This window comes from Desulfocicer vacuolatum DSM 3385 (genome assembly GCF_900176365.1).
In the GTDB taxonomy this organism is placed as follows: domain Bacteria; phylum Desulfobacterota; class Desulfobacteria; order Desulfobacterales; family Desulfobacteraceae; genus Desulfocicer; species Desulfocicer vacuolatum.
In genome coordinates this window covers 36,873-51,973 of sequence record NZ_FWXY01000001.1, presented here as the reverse complement: position 1 = coordinate 51,973, position 15,101 = coordinate 36,873, and the positions used below count along the sequence as shown (strand labels likewise).

The window sequence follows — 15,101 nt, the reverse complement described above, 5'->3', positions numbered from 1 at the left end:
CTGTCTGAAAGGGCAGTTAAGGTGTTTCAGGAGATTATTATGGCAATGAGTGATCCCATCGCGGACATGCTTACAAGAATCAGAAATGGTGCTAAGGCAGAGTTCGCAAAAGTGGATATCCCCGGGTCCAAATTAAAAAGAGAATTGGCGCGGGTGCTGAAAGAGCAGGGCTACATTAAGAATCACAAATTCCTTGAAGATGACAAACAAGGTGTGCTTCGTGTTTATCTTAAATATGTAGATGACAATAAACCTGCCATTCATGGACTTGAAAGGGTCAGCAAACCCGGTTGCAGGGTTTATACAAAGTCCAAAGAAGTTAAGCCGGTATTAAACGGTCTTGGTATTTCGATTTTATCCACATCAAAAGGGTTGATGACGGATAAGCAGGCAAGAAAAGAGAATGTGGGCGGCGAAGTCCTCTGTAATATCTGGTAAAACTGGAGGGATAAATGTCTCGAATTGGTAAAAAGCCGGTCCAGATTCCTGAAAAAGTGGAAATTGCACTCACAGATGATTCCATTGCCGTTAAAGGTGCTTTGGGATCTCTTCAGCGCAGTCTGCATCCGGCAGTCACAATTAAAATTGAAGAAGACAGGCTTCTGGTCTCCCCTGTAAATGAGGACCGGAAGACCGTGGCCCTGCAGGGCTTATATCGATCATTGATTCAGAATATGGTGATCGGTGTAACCACAGGGTACGTGAAAACACTTTTGTTGAACGGAATTGGCTATCGTGCCGAAGCAAAGGGAAGTCAACTGATATTGAATGTCGGTTATTCCAATCCCGTTGATTTTACACTGCCTGACGGCGTTACCGCAAAGGTGGATAAAAATACCCAGATCACCTTGTCATCCATTGACAAGGAGGTTCTTGGAGAGACTGCAGCACGGATTCGAAAGGTCCGTCCGCCCGAGCCTTACAAAGGTAAGGGAATTATGTATTCAGATGAAAGAATCATCAGAAAAGCCGGAAAGGCTGCAGCAAAATAATCATAACCAGGAATAGAATACAATGGCAAATCGAACTACAAAGCGAATCTCAAGATTAAAGAGAAAGCGAAGAATCAGAAAGAATATCAATGGTACTTCGGGACGCCCCAGACTGAGCGTTTTCAGAAGTGCAAGCCATATCTATGCCCAGATCATTGATGATGTCAAGGGGCATACCATTGTGTCAGCATCCACCCTTGATGCCCAATTTAAAGAGACCGGTATTAAAGGCAGCGGCAAAGAAGGTGCTGTTGCCGTGGGTAAACTTGTTGGTCAGCGGGCCCTGGATAAGGGGGTTACTAAAGTCACCTTCGACAGAAATGGCTTTCTTTATCACGGACGTGTTAAGTCTGTTTCTGACGGAGCCCGGGAAGCCGGGTTGAATTTCTAATTAAGGAGGGAGTTCCTTGGGCAGCAAACAGACAGATGAAAATCAGTTGATTGATAAAGTCGTTCGGATCAACCGGGTGGCAAAGGTTGTAAAGGGCGGTAGAAATTTCAGTTTCAGCGCCTTGTGTGTGGTGGGTGACGGAGAAGGCAGCGTGGGCTATGGTCTGGGAAAGGCAGGTGAGGTTCCCGAAGCCATCCGCAAAGGTGTGGAAAAAGCAAAACGCTCCATGACAAAGGTATCCCTTCTGGACGGTACTGTTCCCTGTGAAGTGGTGGGACATGCCGGTTCCGGACGCGTACTTTTAAAACCGGCATCCCCGGGTACCGGTGTTATTGCAGGTGGTGCTGTTCGTGCGGTTCTTGAAGCTGTGGGTGTCACCGATATTTTGACCAAATGCATTGGCAGCAATAATTCTCACAATGTGGTCAGAGCGACCATGGCCGGACTGAAGTCACTTGAAACCAGGGAAGAGGTTGCCAGAAGAAGGGGCCTTCGACCGGAAGATATATAAGGGGGACTTGACATGTCAGGTAAAGTGAAACTAACGCAGATCAGAAGCATCATCGGACGTCCTGAAAAACATCGCAGAATTCTCCGTGCGCTGGGTTTGAGAAAGATAAACATGACCGTTGAACATAAGAACAACCCGGCAATCCTCGGGATGGCAAAAAAGGTTCCACATCTGGTCAGGGTAGAGGAGGTTTAAAGTGAAACTGCACGAATTATCCCCTGCAGAAGGTAGCCGAAAAAGCAGGAAAAGAGTGGGGCGCGGTCCCGGTTCCGGGATGGGAAAAACTTCCACCCGGGGTCATAAAGGCCACAATGCCAGATCCGGCGGCGGGGTTCGTCCCGGGTTTGAGGGCGGTCAGATGCCCTTGCATCGTCGGCTTCCCAAAAGAGGTTTTACCAGCCTTTTTAAGAAAAAGATTGCTGTTTTGAACCTGTCAGACCTTGATGTCTTTGACGGCGGTGTCACCATTGATGCGGCACTTCTCAAAGAGAGAGGGCTTGTAAAGGGGAAAATAGACGGAATAAAAATCCTCGGTAATGGAGAGCTGACAAAAACGTTCTCCCTTAAGGGATGCCTTGTGAGCCGGTCTGCCCGGGAGAAAATCGAGGCTGCCGGCGGAAATATTGAACTGTAATTCTATCTGAGGTTGTTATAAATGATTGAGAGCGGATATCAGAATATACTCAAGCTTCCAGACTTAAAACGAAAGCTTTTGATTACATTTGCATTGCTTTTTGTTTACAGGGTGGGTGTGCATGTCCCCACACCCGGGATTGACACTGCGGCACTGGCCTCGTTTTTTGACAATGCCAGGGGCACCCTTTTTGCAATGTTCAACATGTTCTCAGGAGGTGCCCTGGATCGTCTCTCTGTCTTTGCTTTGGGGATTATGCCTTATATCAGTGCTTCGATTATCCTTCAGCTGATGACGGTGGTGATCCCCCACCTCGAACAACTTTCCAAAGAGGGAGAGCAGGGTCGCAAAAAAATCACCCAGTACACCAGATATGGCACAGTGGGCCTGAGTCTGATCCAGGGCTTTGGCATTGCCGTGGGCCTTGAAAGCATGACTTCACCGGCCGGTGCACCCATTGTAATGTATCCCGGATGGGGGTTTCGTTTGATGACTGTGCTCACCTTGACGGCGGGAACTGCCTTTATCATGTGGCTGGGAGAGCAGATCACCGAGCGGGGTATTGGGAACGGCATTTCTCTGATCATTTTTGCCGGCATTGTTGCACGGATGCCCACGGCCATGGGAAATACCATGCGTCTGGTTTCCACCGGTGAGATGGGAATTTTTGCCCTGATTATTCTCATTGTTCTCATGGTGGCCGTCATTGGATTTATTATTTTCATGGAACAGTCCCAGCGAAGAATTCCCGTGCAGTATGCCAAGCGGGTGGTGGGGCGGAAAATGTATGGAGGCCAGAGTTCACATCTTCCTTTGAAGATCAATACCGCCGGGGTGATTCCCCCTATTTTTGCTTCATCCATTATTATGTTTCCGGCCACCCTGGCCAATTTTATTGATCTGCCCGTCATGCAGACGGTGGCAGCTGCCATGAGTCCGGGAACCATAATTTATAATTTGATCTATGTGGGCTTTATCATATTTTTCTGTTTCTTTTATACTGCGGTTACCTTTAACCCTGATAATGTGGCAGATAATATGAAAAAAAATGGGGGATATATTCCCGGCATCCGGCCGGGGAAAAAGACCGCTGAATACATTGATAAAGTGCTGACAAGAATTACACTGGGCGGCGCTGTTTACGTATCTGCCGTGTGTGTTCTGCCCACCATGTTGATGACAAAATTTAATGTGCCGTTCTACTTTGGCGGTACAGCACTGCTGATAGTTGTTGGTGTTTCCATCGACACGATTGCGCAGATAGAGTCCCATCTGATTTCAAGGAATTATGACGGTTTCCTGGGGAAATCAGGGGGGAGTGTGAAATCGAGACGGTAGTATAATTCAGCATCACAATCACAGACGAATAATTGAATGAGAGGTGGACTATGGCAAAGGAAGAAGCCATTAAAGTAGAAGGTACGGTGCTTGAAACATTACCCAACGCCATGTTTAAGGTTGAACTGGATAACAAGCACCAGCTGCTGGCACATATATCAGGCAAAATGAGAATGCATTTCATTAAAATTCTACCGGGAGATAAGGTAACCGTGGAGCTGTCACCCTATGATTTAAGCCGGGGACGGATTACCTATCGATATAAATAACACATCACTGGGAGCAAGAGCCAGTTGATGCGAGGAGTATATTCAAGATGAAAGTCAGAGCATCTGTTAAAAAAATTTGTAAGGATTGCAAGATTATCCGCAGAAAGGGAGTCATCCGGGTGATTTGTATTAATAAACGTCATAATCAAAGACAGGGATAAGGGGGCATAAAGCGTGGCAAGAATTGCAGGCGTAGATTTACCCAGGAATAAGCACATAGAGATCGCTCTCACCTATATTTATGGTATTGGCAGAAGCAGATCCCAGGAGATCCTTTCTGAAGTCGGCATTGAATCGACATTAAAATCCGATGACCTTACAGAAGAGCAGGCCAATCAGATCAGAAAGGTCATTGACAGTAAATATAAAGTTGAGGGTGAACTTCGAACACTTACCTCAATGAATATCAAACGGCTGATGGACCTTGGTTGCTACCGTGGACTTCGTCATCGGAAATCCCTGCCCTGTCATGGCCAGCGGACCAGCACCAATGCGAGAACCAGAAAAGGTCCGAAACGGGCGGCTGTCAAAAAGAAAAAGTAAGTTAACCAAAAACATCTGTTGTTTGACGGTTGACCACCAGGAGGCTTTGCTAAGTTATGGCGAAAAAGACCAAAAAGAGCGTTACCAAGAAAAGAGTTAAAAAAAATATATCAACAGGCGTTGTACATATTCAGTCAACGTTTAACAATACCATTGTAACCATCACCGATGAATCAGGAAATACAATCTCCTGGTCCAGCTCCGGAATCCAGGGCTTCAAAGGGTCCAGAAAAAGCACACCCTTTGCATCCAAGCTGGCCGCCGAAGATGCCGGTGCAAAAGCCATGGAACATGGTATGAAAAATGTTAGTGTGTACGTGAAAGGCCCGGGAGCTGGACGTGAATCCGCCCTTCGTGCCCTTCATGCCATTGGGTTTAATATCTCCATGATCAAGGACGTTACCCCGGTACCCCACAATGGATGCCGCCCGCCCAAGAGAAGAAGAGTATAAATCATCACTGTCCAATTTAACGTTTGTTGATTTTTGAGATAAAGGAGGAGAACGTTGTCACGTTATCGAGGTTCTGTCTGCCGTCAGTGCAGACGCGAAAATATGAAGCTTTTTCTGAAGGGCGATCGGTGCTATTCAGATAAATGCAGTTTTGATCGAAGGGGCTATCCCCCCGGCCAGCATGGACAGAGACGCGCTAAATTCTCTGATTATGGTATTCAGCTGCGGGAAAAACAAAAGGTCAGAAGAATATACGGAATTTCTGAAAAGCAGTTTAGAATTATTTTTACCAAGGCAGATCGTCAAAAGGGCATCACCGGTACCAACCTTTTGGGTATGCTGGAGCGTCGTCTTGACAATGTGGTATTTCGTCTGGGCTTTACCAGTTCCAGAACCCAGGGACGTCATTTTGTCCGACACAATCATTTCATTGTGAACGGTAAAAAGGTCAACATTCCTTCCTATATTACAAAGGCAGGGGATGTCATTGAGCTCAAGGAAAAAAGCCGAAATGTGGCTGCCATCACCGAGTCCCTTGAAACCATTGTTCGACGTGGTATCCCCCAGTGGCTTGAGCTTGACAAAGACGGTTTTAAAGGCGCGGTCAAGAGTCTGCCAGCCCGTGAAGATGTTACACTGCCCATACAGGAACAGCTGATTGTAGAGCTTTACTCCAAATAAGTGAGCTGCAGTTTGTCCTATGTTTATATTCAGGAGATAAACAATGTCATCAGATGAACTTGTATATGTCAACTGGCACGAGATGATCAAGCCCGAGAAAGTTGCCGTTACCACAACCTCCACCTATGGTAAATTTGTGTGTGAGCCCCTGGAACGGGGGTTTGGTATTACCATTGGTAACTCTCTGCGGCGGATTATTCTTTCATCACTCTACGGCAGTGCCATTGTATCCGTAAAATTTGAAGAAGCACTTCATGAGTACAGTGTTATTTCAAACGTCAGTGAAGATGTTTCTGAAATAATCATGAATCTCAAAGAGATCAGATTTAAGGTATCGGACCTGGAGGACAAAGAGGTGCATCTCCATGTCACCGGAGAAAAAGCGGCAACAGCTGCTGATATTACCTCTCCAGACGGTCGGGTCCAGGTCTTAAATCCAGAGCAGCACATTGCCACGGTGAATGATGGTGGTGAGCTTCGAATGACCATGCTGATTCGAACCAGTAAAGGGTATGCACTTTCTGCGGCCAACAAGAATGAGGATGCGCCTGTCGGAACCATTCCCATTGACAGTGTTTTTTCTCCCATTAAAAGAGTAAAATATGTCGTTGGAACTTCCAGGATTGGTCAGAAAACCGATTATGATAAACTCACCATGGAAGTATGGACAGATGGCAGTGTTACGCCTGAGGACTCTGTTGCCTTTGCTGCGAAAATTCTCAAGGAACAGATGACTCCATTTATCAATTTTGATGAAGACATTGAGCCTGAGCAGGAAGAAAAAGAGCATAATGGTGCCGAAAGAAATTTTAATGATAATCTCTACAGAAGTGTAGATGAGCTTGAACTTTCTGTAAGAAGTTCCAACTGCCTTAAAAATGCACAGATCCTGAAAATTTATCAGCTTGTACAGAGAACTGAAAGTGAAATGCTGAAAACAAAAAATTTCGGACGAAAATCCTTGAATGAGATAAAAGAGGTTCTGACATCCATGGATCTCACCCTTGGAATGGATCTTGAGGGATTTGTGCCACCTGAGGAAGACCAACCCAACGAAGGAGAATAAATTTTCCCATGAGACACAGAAAATCAGGCGTAAAGCTTAATCGAACATCAAGTCATCGAAAGGCGATGTTCAGAAATATGGTCACCTCTCTTTTCAAACATGAGAGAATCAAAACCACCGACGCCAAAGCCAAAGAGCTTCGGAAACTGGCGGATAAGATGATCACATTGGCCAAACGGGGAGATCTTCATGCCCGACGTCAGGCCTTTTCCGTTATCAGAGAAAAAGATGTGGTTCATCAGCTGTTCAATGACGCTGTGGAGAAGTTTGGCAGTCGTCAGGGGGGATATACCCGGATTATTAAACTGGGACCCAGAACCGGTGATGCCGCTCCCATGGCCATGATTGAATTGATCATAGATAACTAAAAACATTCCCCTGAAAAGATCCGGGGAACATCGAACAGTGCAGTGAAATAGAGCGCTGGCCGATGAACGGGCATAGTTCAGGGGATTTGTTTTACTTTCTACAGAAAAATATTCCGGTAAACCGGATAAATTTTCAAGTTTTGCTTTGGGTAGACCACGGTGTAATCCGGGGCTGCCGTGAAGCAACCATAAAAAAACCGATTGTCGGGAAAATCCCGATAATCGGTTTTTTTATTGGATTTAGATGCGTTATATGAAAAGGTAGCCTCCAAGTTTACCTAAGGGGGGGCCTCCCCCCGACGGGCAATAGGAACCGGACAATTGAGCTATTTACAGTTCCGGCCGGGCGGGCCCCCCATCACCCCCCGATGGTGAACATCTGGGAATTGATCTTTTCAGGGGCCTTTTCCCCCAATGAGTGCTGCAGGGGTTTATTGGCAATGGTTTCAAGGATAACAGATTTGATATCATCACAGGTGCCGCCATTTCTCACAATGGAGAGGATGTCTGTTTCATAGTTGTGCAAAAGGCAGGGGCGGAGCATTCCCGTTGAGGTCAGTCGAAGGCGGTTGCATTGATGGCAGAAATGGGAACTCACCGGTGAGATAAACCCGATTTCCCCCAACGCATGTTTGGCTGTGAAGCGACGGGCCGGTCCATCGTGTTTACCTTTTCCCATGGGGGTCAGGCTTCCCAGGGCGGCCTCCACCCGGGCAGATATTTCCGGAATCAGCATCTGCTGATCCATGGTGACCCCTGAGTTGCCCATGGGCATATATTCAATGAATCGCACATGGAAGGGGTAGGAGAGCACCAGGCGGGCCATTTTTTCGATGTCATCCTCATTGATACCCCTCAAGGGGACCATGTTCAATTTGATGGGGGCAATGCCCCGGTCATGGGCTGCCATGATCCCCCGCCACACCTTTGCATGGCGATCTTTTCCCGTGATTTGTTTAAAAATCTCCGGACTCAGGGTGTCCAGGCTGATGTTAAGCCGTCGCACACCGGATGCCACGAGGGCATCCATGTTTTTTTCCAGCAATACCCCATTGGTGGTGATGGCAATGTCTTCAATTCCCGGGACATCAGACAGGTTTTTGATAAACCCAAACAGCCCTTTTCTCACCAGGGGTTCTCCGCCGGTGATGCGTATTTTGGTAATGCCCAGCTCTGCCGCCGCTTCCACAATGGTGAGAAGTTCTTCATATCTTGCCACATCTGCGTGGGTGACAAAGGGAAGGTCCTGTTTGGGAACACAATATCGACAGGCCAGATTACATCGGTCTGTCACCGATATTCTCAGGTAGTTGATGGTTCTGTTATCCCGGGGAGTCTCTCCGGGGGAGTGGGGAAGGGACGAGAGATAGGTCATCAGTTCTCCTTTCCGGTGTAATACGCCACAATGACGTCCACCAGTCCATCAATGGTGTAGCTGTCAGCAACTATTTCAGGGGCAAGTCCCAGTGAGACGGCTGTATCTTCGGTGATGGGACCGATGCAGGCATGGAGAACATCTGACAGCAGTGAGGTTCTTTCCTGTTCTGGAATCAGGGCCATGAAGTTCTTCACTGTGGAGGAGCTGGTGAAGGTGACCATGTCAATTTCACCGTTTCTGAGAAGGGCCATGAGCTCTTCTTTGGCAGTGGATACCTGCTGGGTTTCATAGGCAGTGACCTCATGGACATGGGCCCCCATGTTTCTCAACTCTTCCGGAAGGATGGTCCGGGCTTCCATGGCCCTGGGAAGCAGAATTTTTTTCCCATTGATTTCAGCGTCTTTAAATGCCTCCACCACGGATTCCGCACGATAGGTTTTGGGAAGCACATCAGATACAATGCCGAATTTTCCAAGCTCATCCCGGGTAACAGGTCCGATGCATGCAAATTTATGACGGCCCAGGACCCGCACATCCAGTCCCTTTGCAAACAGAGTGTTAAAAAAGTGTTTTACCCCGTTAACGCTGGTGAAGATAATCCATTCATATTTTTCAAGGGAGGAGACGGCATCTTCAAGGGGGGTGTTATCCCGGGGGGGCACAACCTTTATGGTGGGGATCTCTATGCAGTGTGCCCCCAGATGCCGAAGTTTGTCCACCAGTCCGCTGGCCTGGGCCCTGGCCCGTGTCACCACGATTTTTTTCCCAAAAAGAGGTCTGTTTTCAAACCATTTCATATTTTCCCGGAGTGAGACCACCTCTCCCACCACAATGATGGCAGGGGATTTGAGTTTTGCCTCTTTCACCTTTTCAACGATGTTTGAAAGGGTACCGGAAACAGTTTGCTGGCGGGTGGTGGTTCCCCATCTCACCAATGCCACAGGGGTTTGGGAAGATTTCCCGTTTTCCAGCAGTTGGTTGACGATGTTGGGAAGGTTTTTAACCCCCATGAAAAAAACAAGGGTACTGCCGCTTTTGGCAAGACAGTCCCAATGAATGCTGGAGGTCTCCTTTAAAGGATCTTCATGGCCTGTGATAAGGGAAACAGACGAGGTGTAATCCCGGTGGGTGAGGGGAATACCTGCATAGGCCGGGGCTGCAACGGCAGAGGTGACACCCGGTACCACCTCAAAGGAAATATTGCGTTCAATGAGAACTTCTGCCTCTTCTCCCCCCCGGCCAAAGATAAAGGGGTCTCCCCCTTTAAGTCGTGCCACCACATGACCTTGTTCACCCTTTTGGGCCAGCAGTTCACTTATTTTGTCCTGGGTAAGGGTGTGATCCCCCCCTTTTTTACCCACATATATGATTTCTGCCCCTGGTTTTGCATATGACAAAAGGGTGGGGGATGCCAGGTAGTCATATACGACAACATCCGCCGCCTTAATGCATTCCACAGCCTTTACTGTGATCAGTCCGGGATCACCGGGGCCGGCGCCAATGAGGTATATTATTCCGTTTGTCTTGTCCATTTGATTTATAAATTCTCCAGTATTTGAGCGGCACCCCGGTCTAACAACGTAGTGGCCAGCGATGTGCCGATCGCCTCTGCCGATGCCCCAGGACCCCTTGATACCTCTTTCACCATCTGGGTTCCATCCTCTGACGCCACAAGTCCTGTCAAGATCAACTCCCGGTCTTTCAGGGTACCGAAGCAGGCCACGGGAATGTGGCAGCTTCCTTCCAGCTTTCGGAGAAATGCCCGTTCCGCCACCACTGGAATTCGGGTATCCCGGTTGTCCAGTACGGCAAGTATGGGTGCGATATCCGCATCATTTTCCCTTGTTTCAATGCAAAGGGCTCCCTGGCCCACGGCAGGCAGCATGGTGTCCGGTTCCAGGTACTGGGTGATTCGTTCTTTCATGCCCAGACGAATAATACCGGCTGCTGCAAGGACAATGGCATCAAAGTCTCCATTGTCAAGTTTGCCAAGACGGGTGCCCAGATTTCCCCGGATGGAGGCGATGGTAAGATCCGGTCTTACATATTTTATCTGGGAGGCGCGCCGTAAACTGCTGGTACCGATGACGGCCCCGGAAGGCAGCTCGTTAAGAGGGATATTATTACGGGAAACCAATACGTCTCTGGGGTCTTCCCTCACCGGTATGGCACCGATGCAAAGCCCCCCGGGCAGGTCTCCTGGCATGTCTTTCATGCTGTGGACAGCAATGTCAATGTCTTTGTCAAGCAGGGCTTTTTCAATTTCTTTTACAAAAAGGCCCTTACCCCCCACCATGGCCAGGGGGCGGTCCACAATTTTGTCTCCGGTGGTTTTAATTTCAATGATCAGGGCCTGAATTTCGGGGAACCCGGATTCTATCTGATTTTTAACCCAGTTGGCCTGCCACAGGGCAAGTTGGCTTCCCCGGGTGCCTATTTTAATTATATTTTTCATTGAATTACCCGCTGCAGGAAGCGCAGCTGGTGGCGGTGCAGCCGCTGCAGGATGAAGTGGATGAAGAGGGGGAAGAGGCCGCATTGGCTGCTCCTGCACCCTTGGTTACAAAACCGCAGCAGGAGAGAAGCCGGGCAAGGTCCTGGCTGTTACAGGCAGGACATGAGGGAACATCAGATCCCAGAACCAGGGTTTCAAAGGTTTTTTCGCAATGATTACATTTGTATTCGTATATGGGCATTTTAATTTTCCTGGATTTCAGGTTGGGGCTTGGTCTCCCCATGGGATGCCGTAAGCACCACGGCTCCCACAGGGCCAAGCCTGCGTTACTGTCTTTTCTTCACAACCTATCTAATATATAGCAAAATTAAAAAAATGCAAGATTCATATGGGGTGTCTGTGGGGCATACACACGGGAAATGTGTTTCATGGGCATTGGGGATGGTTGAAAAGCAGTTGTTCAGTGAGGTCGCAAAGGATATGGGCCAACAAAATATGGGTTTCCTGTATTCGGGCTGTCACCGTTGAAGGAACACAAAAGGGAAAGTCAGCCAGTTCTTTTAACTCTCCCCGGTTGCCTGAAAATCCAATCACAGTTAGGCCCTGTTTTTTTGCTGTTTTCACGGCCTTGATGACATTGGGGGAACTGCCGCTGGTGGTGATACCCAGGGCCATGTCATGGGGACACCCCAGGGCCTGGACCTGTTTATGGAAAATGTCTTCAAAACTGTAATCATTGCCAATGCTGGTGATCACCGAAGTGTCAGTGGTCAGGGCCAGGGCTGGCAGCGGAGGGCGTTCCATCTGGAAGCGGTTGATGAATTCTGCTGCGATGTGCTGGGCGTCTGCGGCACTGCCGCCATTGCCAAACAACAGCAGTTTCCCTCCGTTTTTAAATGTTTCTGCCATGTGAACGGCGCATTTTTCCACGGCCCCGGCATGGTGGTTGATAAATTCGGTTTTCACCTGGATGCTTTTTTCAAGGGTGTCAAGGATGCTTTTTTTCATGCCACTCCTTTGTCAAGGTTAAAAGGTTTTTTCTTTGGGTTAAATTCAATGGCCGCTTTTTCATACCATCCTTTTTTCAGATAAATTTTTCCCAGTCGATGTCGAAACAGAGATATCCCAGGGTCAAGCATCACGCTCTGCCGGGCCAGGGCCATGGCAATGTCCATGTTGATATTCTGGATTTCATAAATCCGGGCCAGTCCAGACATGCTCCAGGTATCCCGGGCATTGCATTTGATGGCCCTTGTATAGCTCTTGACCGCCCGGGAACAGTCCCCCTGTTTAAGGTGTATATCTCCCATGAGTCCATGGGGAAGCGCCGTGCCCGGGGATATTTTACCTGCTCTTTCCAGGTGATCAAGGGCTCGGGAGAAACGGTTTGCCTTGGTGAACAAAATACCTGCGGTGAGTTCAATTTCAAAAATGGTATTATTTAGCTTGCTTGCCCGGGTGAGGTACTCTGCTCCTTTGTCCAGGTGATTCATGAGATTGCACACCAGACCGGCATTGTAAAGTGCCATCACATCTTTTGGCATGATTTCAAGGGCTTTCTCAAATTGGTCAAGGGCCCGGTCAAATTGATTCAGTACACTGTTGCACACCCCAAGGCTGTTGAGCAGATTAAAATTGGTGGGGGCCAGCAATAATCCCAAGCGATATTCTGCCAGGGCGTCATCAATGTGGCCCAGCCGGTAGCGACGGTCACCGGAGATGTTAAAGGTGACAGGGTTGGGAAAAATCAAGGCACCGGGTTTATGGAACCCGGCATGGTCCAGTGCCCTGACCCCATGGTGGAATGTCTCTTGGGCACTGAAATCCATCCAGGGGAAAATAGAAGCCCCCATGGAAATGATCACCCCAAGGCTTTTTTCCATCTGTTTTTTAATGGATGATGCCAGGTGTGCCATTGGGGCTGGGGGGCAGGGCCGGGGAATGGCCATGGAAAGTACATTGGGGGTCAACCAGCTCATTATGCCGCCCCGATCTGTGATAATCCCGGATATTTTTTCAGTGTAACGGGGGTGGTCCTGGAAATGGGTTTCCAGGGTTTTGTTGTCGGTGAATGATATAACTGCACAGAGAAAGCCCTGTTCCGGTTTCTGGAATTGATTCAGTTTAAAAGAAAAAGCGTCTGTTCTGTAATTTCCCTGGATGAGTATGTCGGATACATATTCCCGGGGTGGGGTCAATTCTTTTTGCCAGGGGGCGTCCGGGAGTGTTTGATTGGCCACCTCCCGGGATGTCAGAAATTGTTCTGCAATGTGGAGTCTGGATGTTGCCGTCATGGTTATCCGCTGCATAAAATGATTCTAAGGGCCGAGGCAATGATGTTCTCCTCTCCTTTTTGAAGGGTTCGGGGATCCATGATAAAACGCTCGTTGTCAATTCTGCCTATGATGGCCGGTGTATGATTACGCATGGCCTTTTCCATGCGGGCGGCTGACATTCCCGGAGCCGTTATTGTGACGCAGCGGCTGGGCAGACGAACTTCGGGAAAAGCGCCTCCCCCGGTGCGGGAAGAGAGATCTGCCGTGGCCACCCGGGCCTTTGATCCCAGTGTGTTTTTTAAAAGCGTGACCATTCGGTCTGCCCGGGTTGTAATGGTTTCAAAGGGGATGGTCAACATCCTGAGTATGGGGATCTGCTTCAATGCTTTTTTTTCATCCCGGTAAAGGGAAAGGGTGGCTTCCAGGGCGGCCAGGGTCAGTTTATCAATGCGAAGGGCCCGGGTCAGGGGGTTGGCTTTGATTTTGTCAAGGGCGTCATGTCCCCCCACGATGATACCGGCCTGGGGACCTCCCAGGAGTTTATCTCCACTGAAGGTGACAATATCTGCCCCTGTGGACACGGCCTGGGCCACGGTGGGTTCTTTGCCAAGACCAAAGGATGACAGGTCAATGAGGGAGCCGCTGCCCAGATCTTCCATGATGGGGATGTGATTTTTTTGTCCAATGGTCACCAGATCTTTCAGGGGAACCGTTTTGGTGAATCCCTGGATGCGGTAATTACTGGTGTGTACCTTCATTAAAAGGCCGGTTTCTCCATGGATGGCATTTTCATAGTCCCTGGCATGGGTTCTGTTGGTGGTGCCCACCTCTTTGAGAATACATCCGCTTTTGGTCATTACATCGGGGATTCTAAAGGAACCGCCGATTTCCACCAGTTCTCCCCGGGACACCACCACTTCCCGGCCCTTTGCCAGGGTGTCCAGGCAAAGCAGAACGGCCCCGGCATTGTTGTTGACGGCAATGGCGGCCTCTGCACCGGTGAGTTCACAGATGAGCTGTTCCACAGCATCGTATCGAAGGCCCCTTTTGCCCGTTGTAATGTTAAATTCCAGGTTGGAATAGCCCCCGGCAATGGTGGTTATGTTTTCAAGGGCATTGGAAGCAAGCAGGGAACGCCCCAGATTGGTGTGAAGCACCACGCCTGTGGCATTGATCACCGGCCGCAGGCGGGGGGCAATAATCTCGGCGGACAGGCTGGCAACATGTGTCAGTATCTGCTCCTGGTTGCATTGCTCCATGGTGTTGGATAAAATGGCTTGCCTGGTCTGCTTCAGCACCCTTCGAATGGCGGTTTTGATTACTGATACAGGGGTTTCCTGGAGTCGTGGATCGTTCATGGCAAGTACCATGAGATGATCCACTCCGGGAAGTTGTTTTAGAACGTGATGTTTGTCTTTACTTATCATAATACTCCGTTTATAAAAAACGCCCGGCAAACCTGACGGGTTGTATGCTTTTTTGTGGGCAGAACCGGGTCAGAATACGGTCTGCCCGTCGGGGGGGCTGCATCATACTATTTTCAATATTTGTTGTGGCTGCTGGGGCATGTGGTTTATATGGTTTCCTTAGATGCAATTGGCCCTTTGCCATTTTGTGACCGATATGGTAGGCATGGCTTTGACCGGAGGTAAATATTTGGCCAGTATCCCATCTTCACTCATTTGGGGCTGCTCGCATACCACCCCCGTAGTATGTTGTGCAGTTCCGGAAAAACTAAATAAAAAGT

General features: G+C 48.7%; 21 protein-coding genes. 14 read left to right on the top strand and 7 right to left on the bottom strand.

The window, feature by feature from the left end; translation table 11 throughout:
• The first annotated feature begins 39 nt into the window (after positions 1 to 39).
• Genes rpsH through rplQ form a run of 14 tightly spaced genes read left to right on the top strand, consistent with a single transcriptional unit; the run spans position 40 to position 7,245 of the window.
• A complete protein-coding gene (gene rpsH / locus B9A32_RS00260) occupies positions 40 to 438 on the top strand; it encodes a 30S ribosomal protein S8 (RefSeq protein ID WP_084066380.1) in 399 nt (132 codons plus the stop codon).
• Positions 439 to 452: 14 nt separating this feature from the next.
• Positions 453 to 992 carry a 50S ribosomal protein L6 gene (gene rplF / locus B9A32_RS00255; RefSeq protein WP_084066379.1) on the top strand — a complete coding sequence of 180 codons (540 nt, stop codon included), beginning with the start codon at positions 453 to 455 and terminating at the stop codon, positions 990 to 992.
• 22 nt (positions 993 to 1,014) lie between these two features.
• On the top strand, positions 1,015 to 1,383 hold the full coding sequence (gene rplR, locus B9A32_RS00250; RefSeq protein ID WP_084066378.1) for a 50S ribosomal protein L18: 369 nt from the start codon (positions 1,015 to 1,017) through the stop codon (positions 1,381 to 1,383).
• 16 nt (positions 1,384 to 1,399) lie between these two features.
• Positions 1,400 to 1,894 carry a 30S ribosomal protein S5 gene (gene rpsE, locus B9A32_RS00245; RefSeq protein WP_084066377.1) on the top strand — a complete coding sequence of 165 codons (495 nt, stop codon included), beginning with the start codon at positions 1,400 to 1,402 and terminating at the stop codon, positions 1,892 to 1,894.
• Positions 1,895 to 1,906: 12 nt separating this feature from the next.
• On the top strand, positions 1,907 to 2,089 hold the full coding sequence (rpmD, locus tag B9A32_RS00240) for a 50S ribosomal protein L30 (protein ID WP_084066376.1): 183 nt from the start codon (positions 1,907 to 1,909) through the stop codon (positions 2,087 to 2,089).
• A gap of 1 nt (position 2,090) precedes the next feature.
• A complete protein-coding gene (rplO, locus tag B9A32_RS00235; protein WP_084066375.1) occupies positions 2,091 to 2,528 on the top strand; it encodes a 50S ribosomal protein L15 in 438 nt (145 codons plus the stop codon).
• Between the two features lie 21 nt (positions 2,529 to 2,549).
• On the top strand, positions 2,550 to 3,866 hold the full coding sequence (gene secY, locus B9A32_RS00230) for a preprotein translocase subunit SecY (RefSeq protein WP_084066374.1): 1,317 nt from the start codon (positions 2,550 to 2,552) through the stop codon (positions 3,864 to 3,866).
• 50 nt (positions 3,867 to 3,916) lie between these two features.
• Complete coding sequence (infA, locus tag B9A32_RS00225) at positions 3,917 to 4,135, top strand: translation initiation factor IF-1 (protein ID WP_084066373.1); 219 nt, start codon at positions 3,917 to 3,919, stop codon at positions 4,133 to 4,135.
• 47 nt (positions 4,136 to 4,182) lie between these two features.
• Positions 4,183 to 4,296, top strand: a complete 114-nt coding sequence (gene rpmJ / locus B9A32_RS00220; RefSeq protein WP_084066372.1) for a 50S ribosomal protein L36 — start codon at positions 4,183 to 4,185, stop codon at positions 4,294 to 4,296.
• Between the two features lie 13 nt (positions 4,297 to 4,309).
• Positions 4,310 to 4,678 carry a 30S ribosomal protein S13 gene (rpsM, locus tag B9A32_RS00215; RefSeq protein ID WP_084066371.1) on the top strand — a complete coding sequence of 123 codons (369 nt, stop codon included), beginning with the start codon at positions 4,310 to 4,312 and terminating at the stop codon, positions 4,676 to 4,678.
• A gap of 56 nt (positions 4,679 to 4,734) precedes the next feature.
• Positions 4,735 to 5,130 (top strand): 30S ribosomal protein S11, encoded by a 396-nt coding sequence (rpsK, locus tag B9A32_RS00210; protein WP_084066370.1) that lies wholly within the window; start codon positions 4,735 to 4,737, stop codon positions 5,128 to 5,130.
• A gap of 54 nt (positions 5,131 to 5,184) precedes the next feature.
• Positions 5,185 to 5,811: a 30S ribosomal protein S4 gene (gene rpsD / locus B9A32_RS00205; protein ID WP_084066369.1), complete on the top strand. Its 627-nt coding sequence runs from the start codon at positions 5,185 to 5,187 to the stop codon at positions 5,809 to 5,811.
• Between the two features lie 43 nt (positions 5,812 to 5,854).
• A complete protein-coding gene (locus B9A32_RS00200) occupies positions 5,855 to 6,877 on the top strand; it encodes a DNA-directed RNA polymerase subunit alpha (protein ID WP_084066368.1) in 1,023 nt (340 codons plus the stop codon).
• Between the two features lie 8 nt (positions 6,878 to 6,885).
• The gene (gene rplQ / locus B9A32_RS00195) at positions 6,886 to 7,245 is read left to right on the top strand and encodes a 50S ribosomal protein L17 (protein WP_084066367.1); all 360 of its coding nucleotides are present in this window, start codon (positions 6,886 to 6,888) and stop codon (positions 7,243 to 7,245) included.
• Between the two features lie 358 nt (positions 7,246 to 7,603).
• On the opposite strand, the gene moaA is transcribed toward rplQ, so the two are convergent.
• From moaA to selA, 7 genes are all read right to left on the bottom strand, one after another.
• Positions 7,604 to 8,620 (bottom strand): GTP 3',8-cyclase MoaA, encoded by a 1,017-nt coding sequence (gene moaA / locus B9A32_RS00190; RefSeq protein WP_084066366.1) that lies wholly within the window; start codon positions 8,618 to 8,620, stop codon positions 7,604 to 7,606.
• Complete coding sequence (gene cobA, locus B9A32_RS00185; RefSeq protein ID WP_084066365.1) at positions 8,620 to 10,155, bottom strand: uroporphyrinogen-III C-methyltransferase; 1,536 nt, start codon at positions 10,153 to 10,155, stop codon at positions 8,620 to 8,622. Before cobA ends, moaA begins: the two co-directional genes overlap by 1 nt.
• A gap of 5 nt (positions 10,156 to 10,160) precedes the next feature.
• Positions 10,161 to 11,078, bottom strand: coding sequence for a hydroxymethylbilane synthase (hemC, locus tag B9A32_RS00180; RefSeq protein WP_084066364.1), 918 nt, complete (start codon positions 11,076 to 11,078; stop codon positions 10,161 to 10,163).
• A gap of 4 nt (positions 11,079 to 11,082) precedes the next feature.
• Positions 11,083 to 11,319: an FmdB family zinc ribbon protein gene (locus B9A32_RS00175; RefSeq protein ID WP_084066363.1), complete on the bottom strand. Its 237-nt coding sequence runs from the start codon at positions 11,317 to 11,319 to the stop codon at positions 11,083 to 11,085.
• A gap of 185 nt (positions 11,320 to 11,504) precedes the next feature.
• Complete coding sequence (locus tag B9A32_RS00170) at positions 11,505 to 12,086, bottom strand: D-sedoheptulose-7-phosphate isomerase (protein WP_084066362.1); 582 nt, start codon at positions 12,084 to 12,086, stop codon at positions 11,505 to 11,507.
• Positions 12,083 to 13,387 carry a tetratricopeptide repeat protein gene (locus B9A32_RS00165; RefSeq protein WP_084066361.1) on the bottom strand — a complete coding sequence of 435 codons (1,305 nt, stop codon included), beginning with the start codon at positions 13,385 to 13,387 and terminating at the stop codon, positions 12,083 to 12,085. Before B9A32_RS00165 ends, B9A32_RS00170 begins: the two co-directional genes overlap by 4 nt.
• A complete protein-coding gene (gene selA / locus B9A32_RS00160) occupies positions 13,375 to 14,781 on the bottom strand; it encodes an L-seryl-tRNA(Sec) selenium transferase (RefSeq protein WP_084066360.1) in 1,407 nt (468 codons plus the stop codon). Before selA ends, B9A32_RS00165 begins: the two co-directional genes overlap by 13 nt.
• Positions 14,782 to 15,101: the final 320 nt, after the last annotated feature.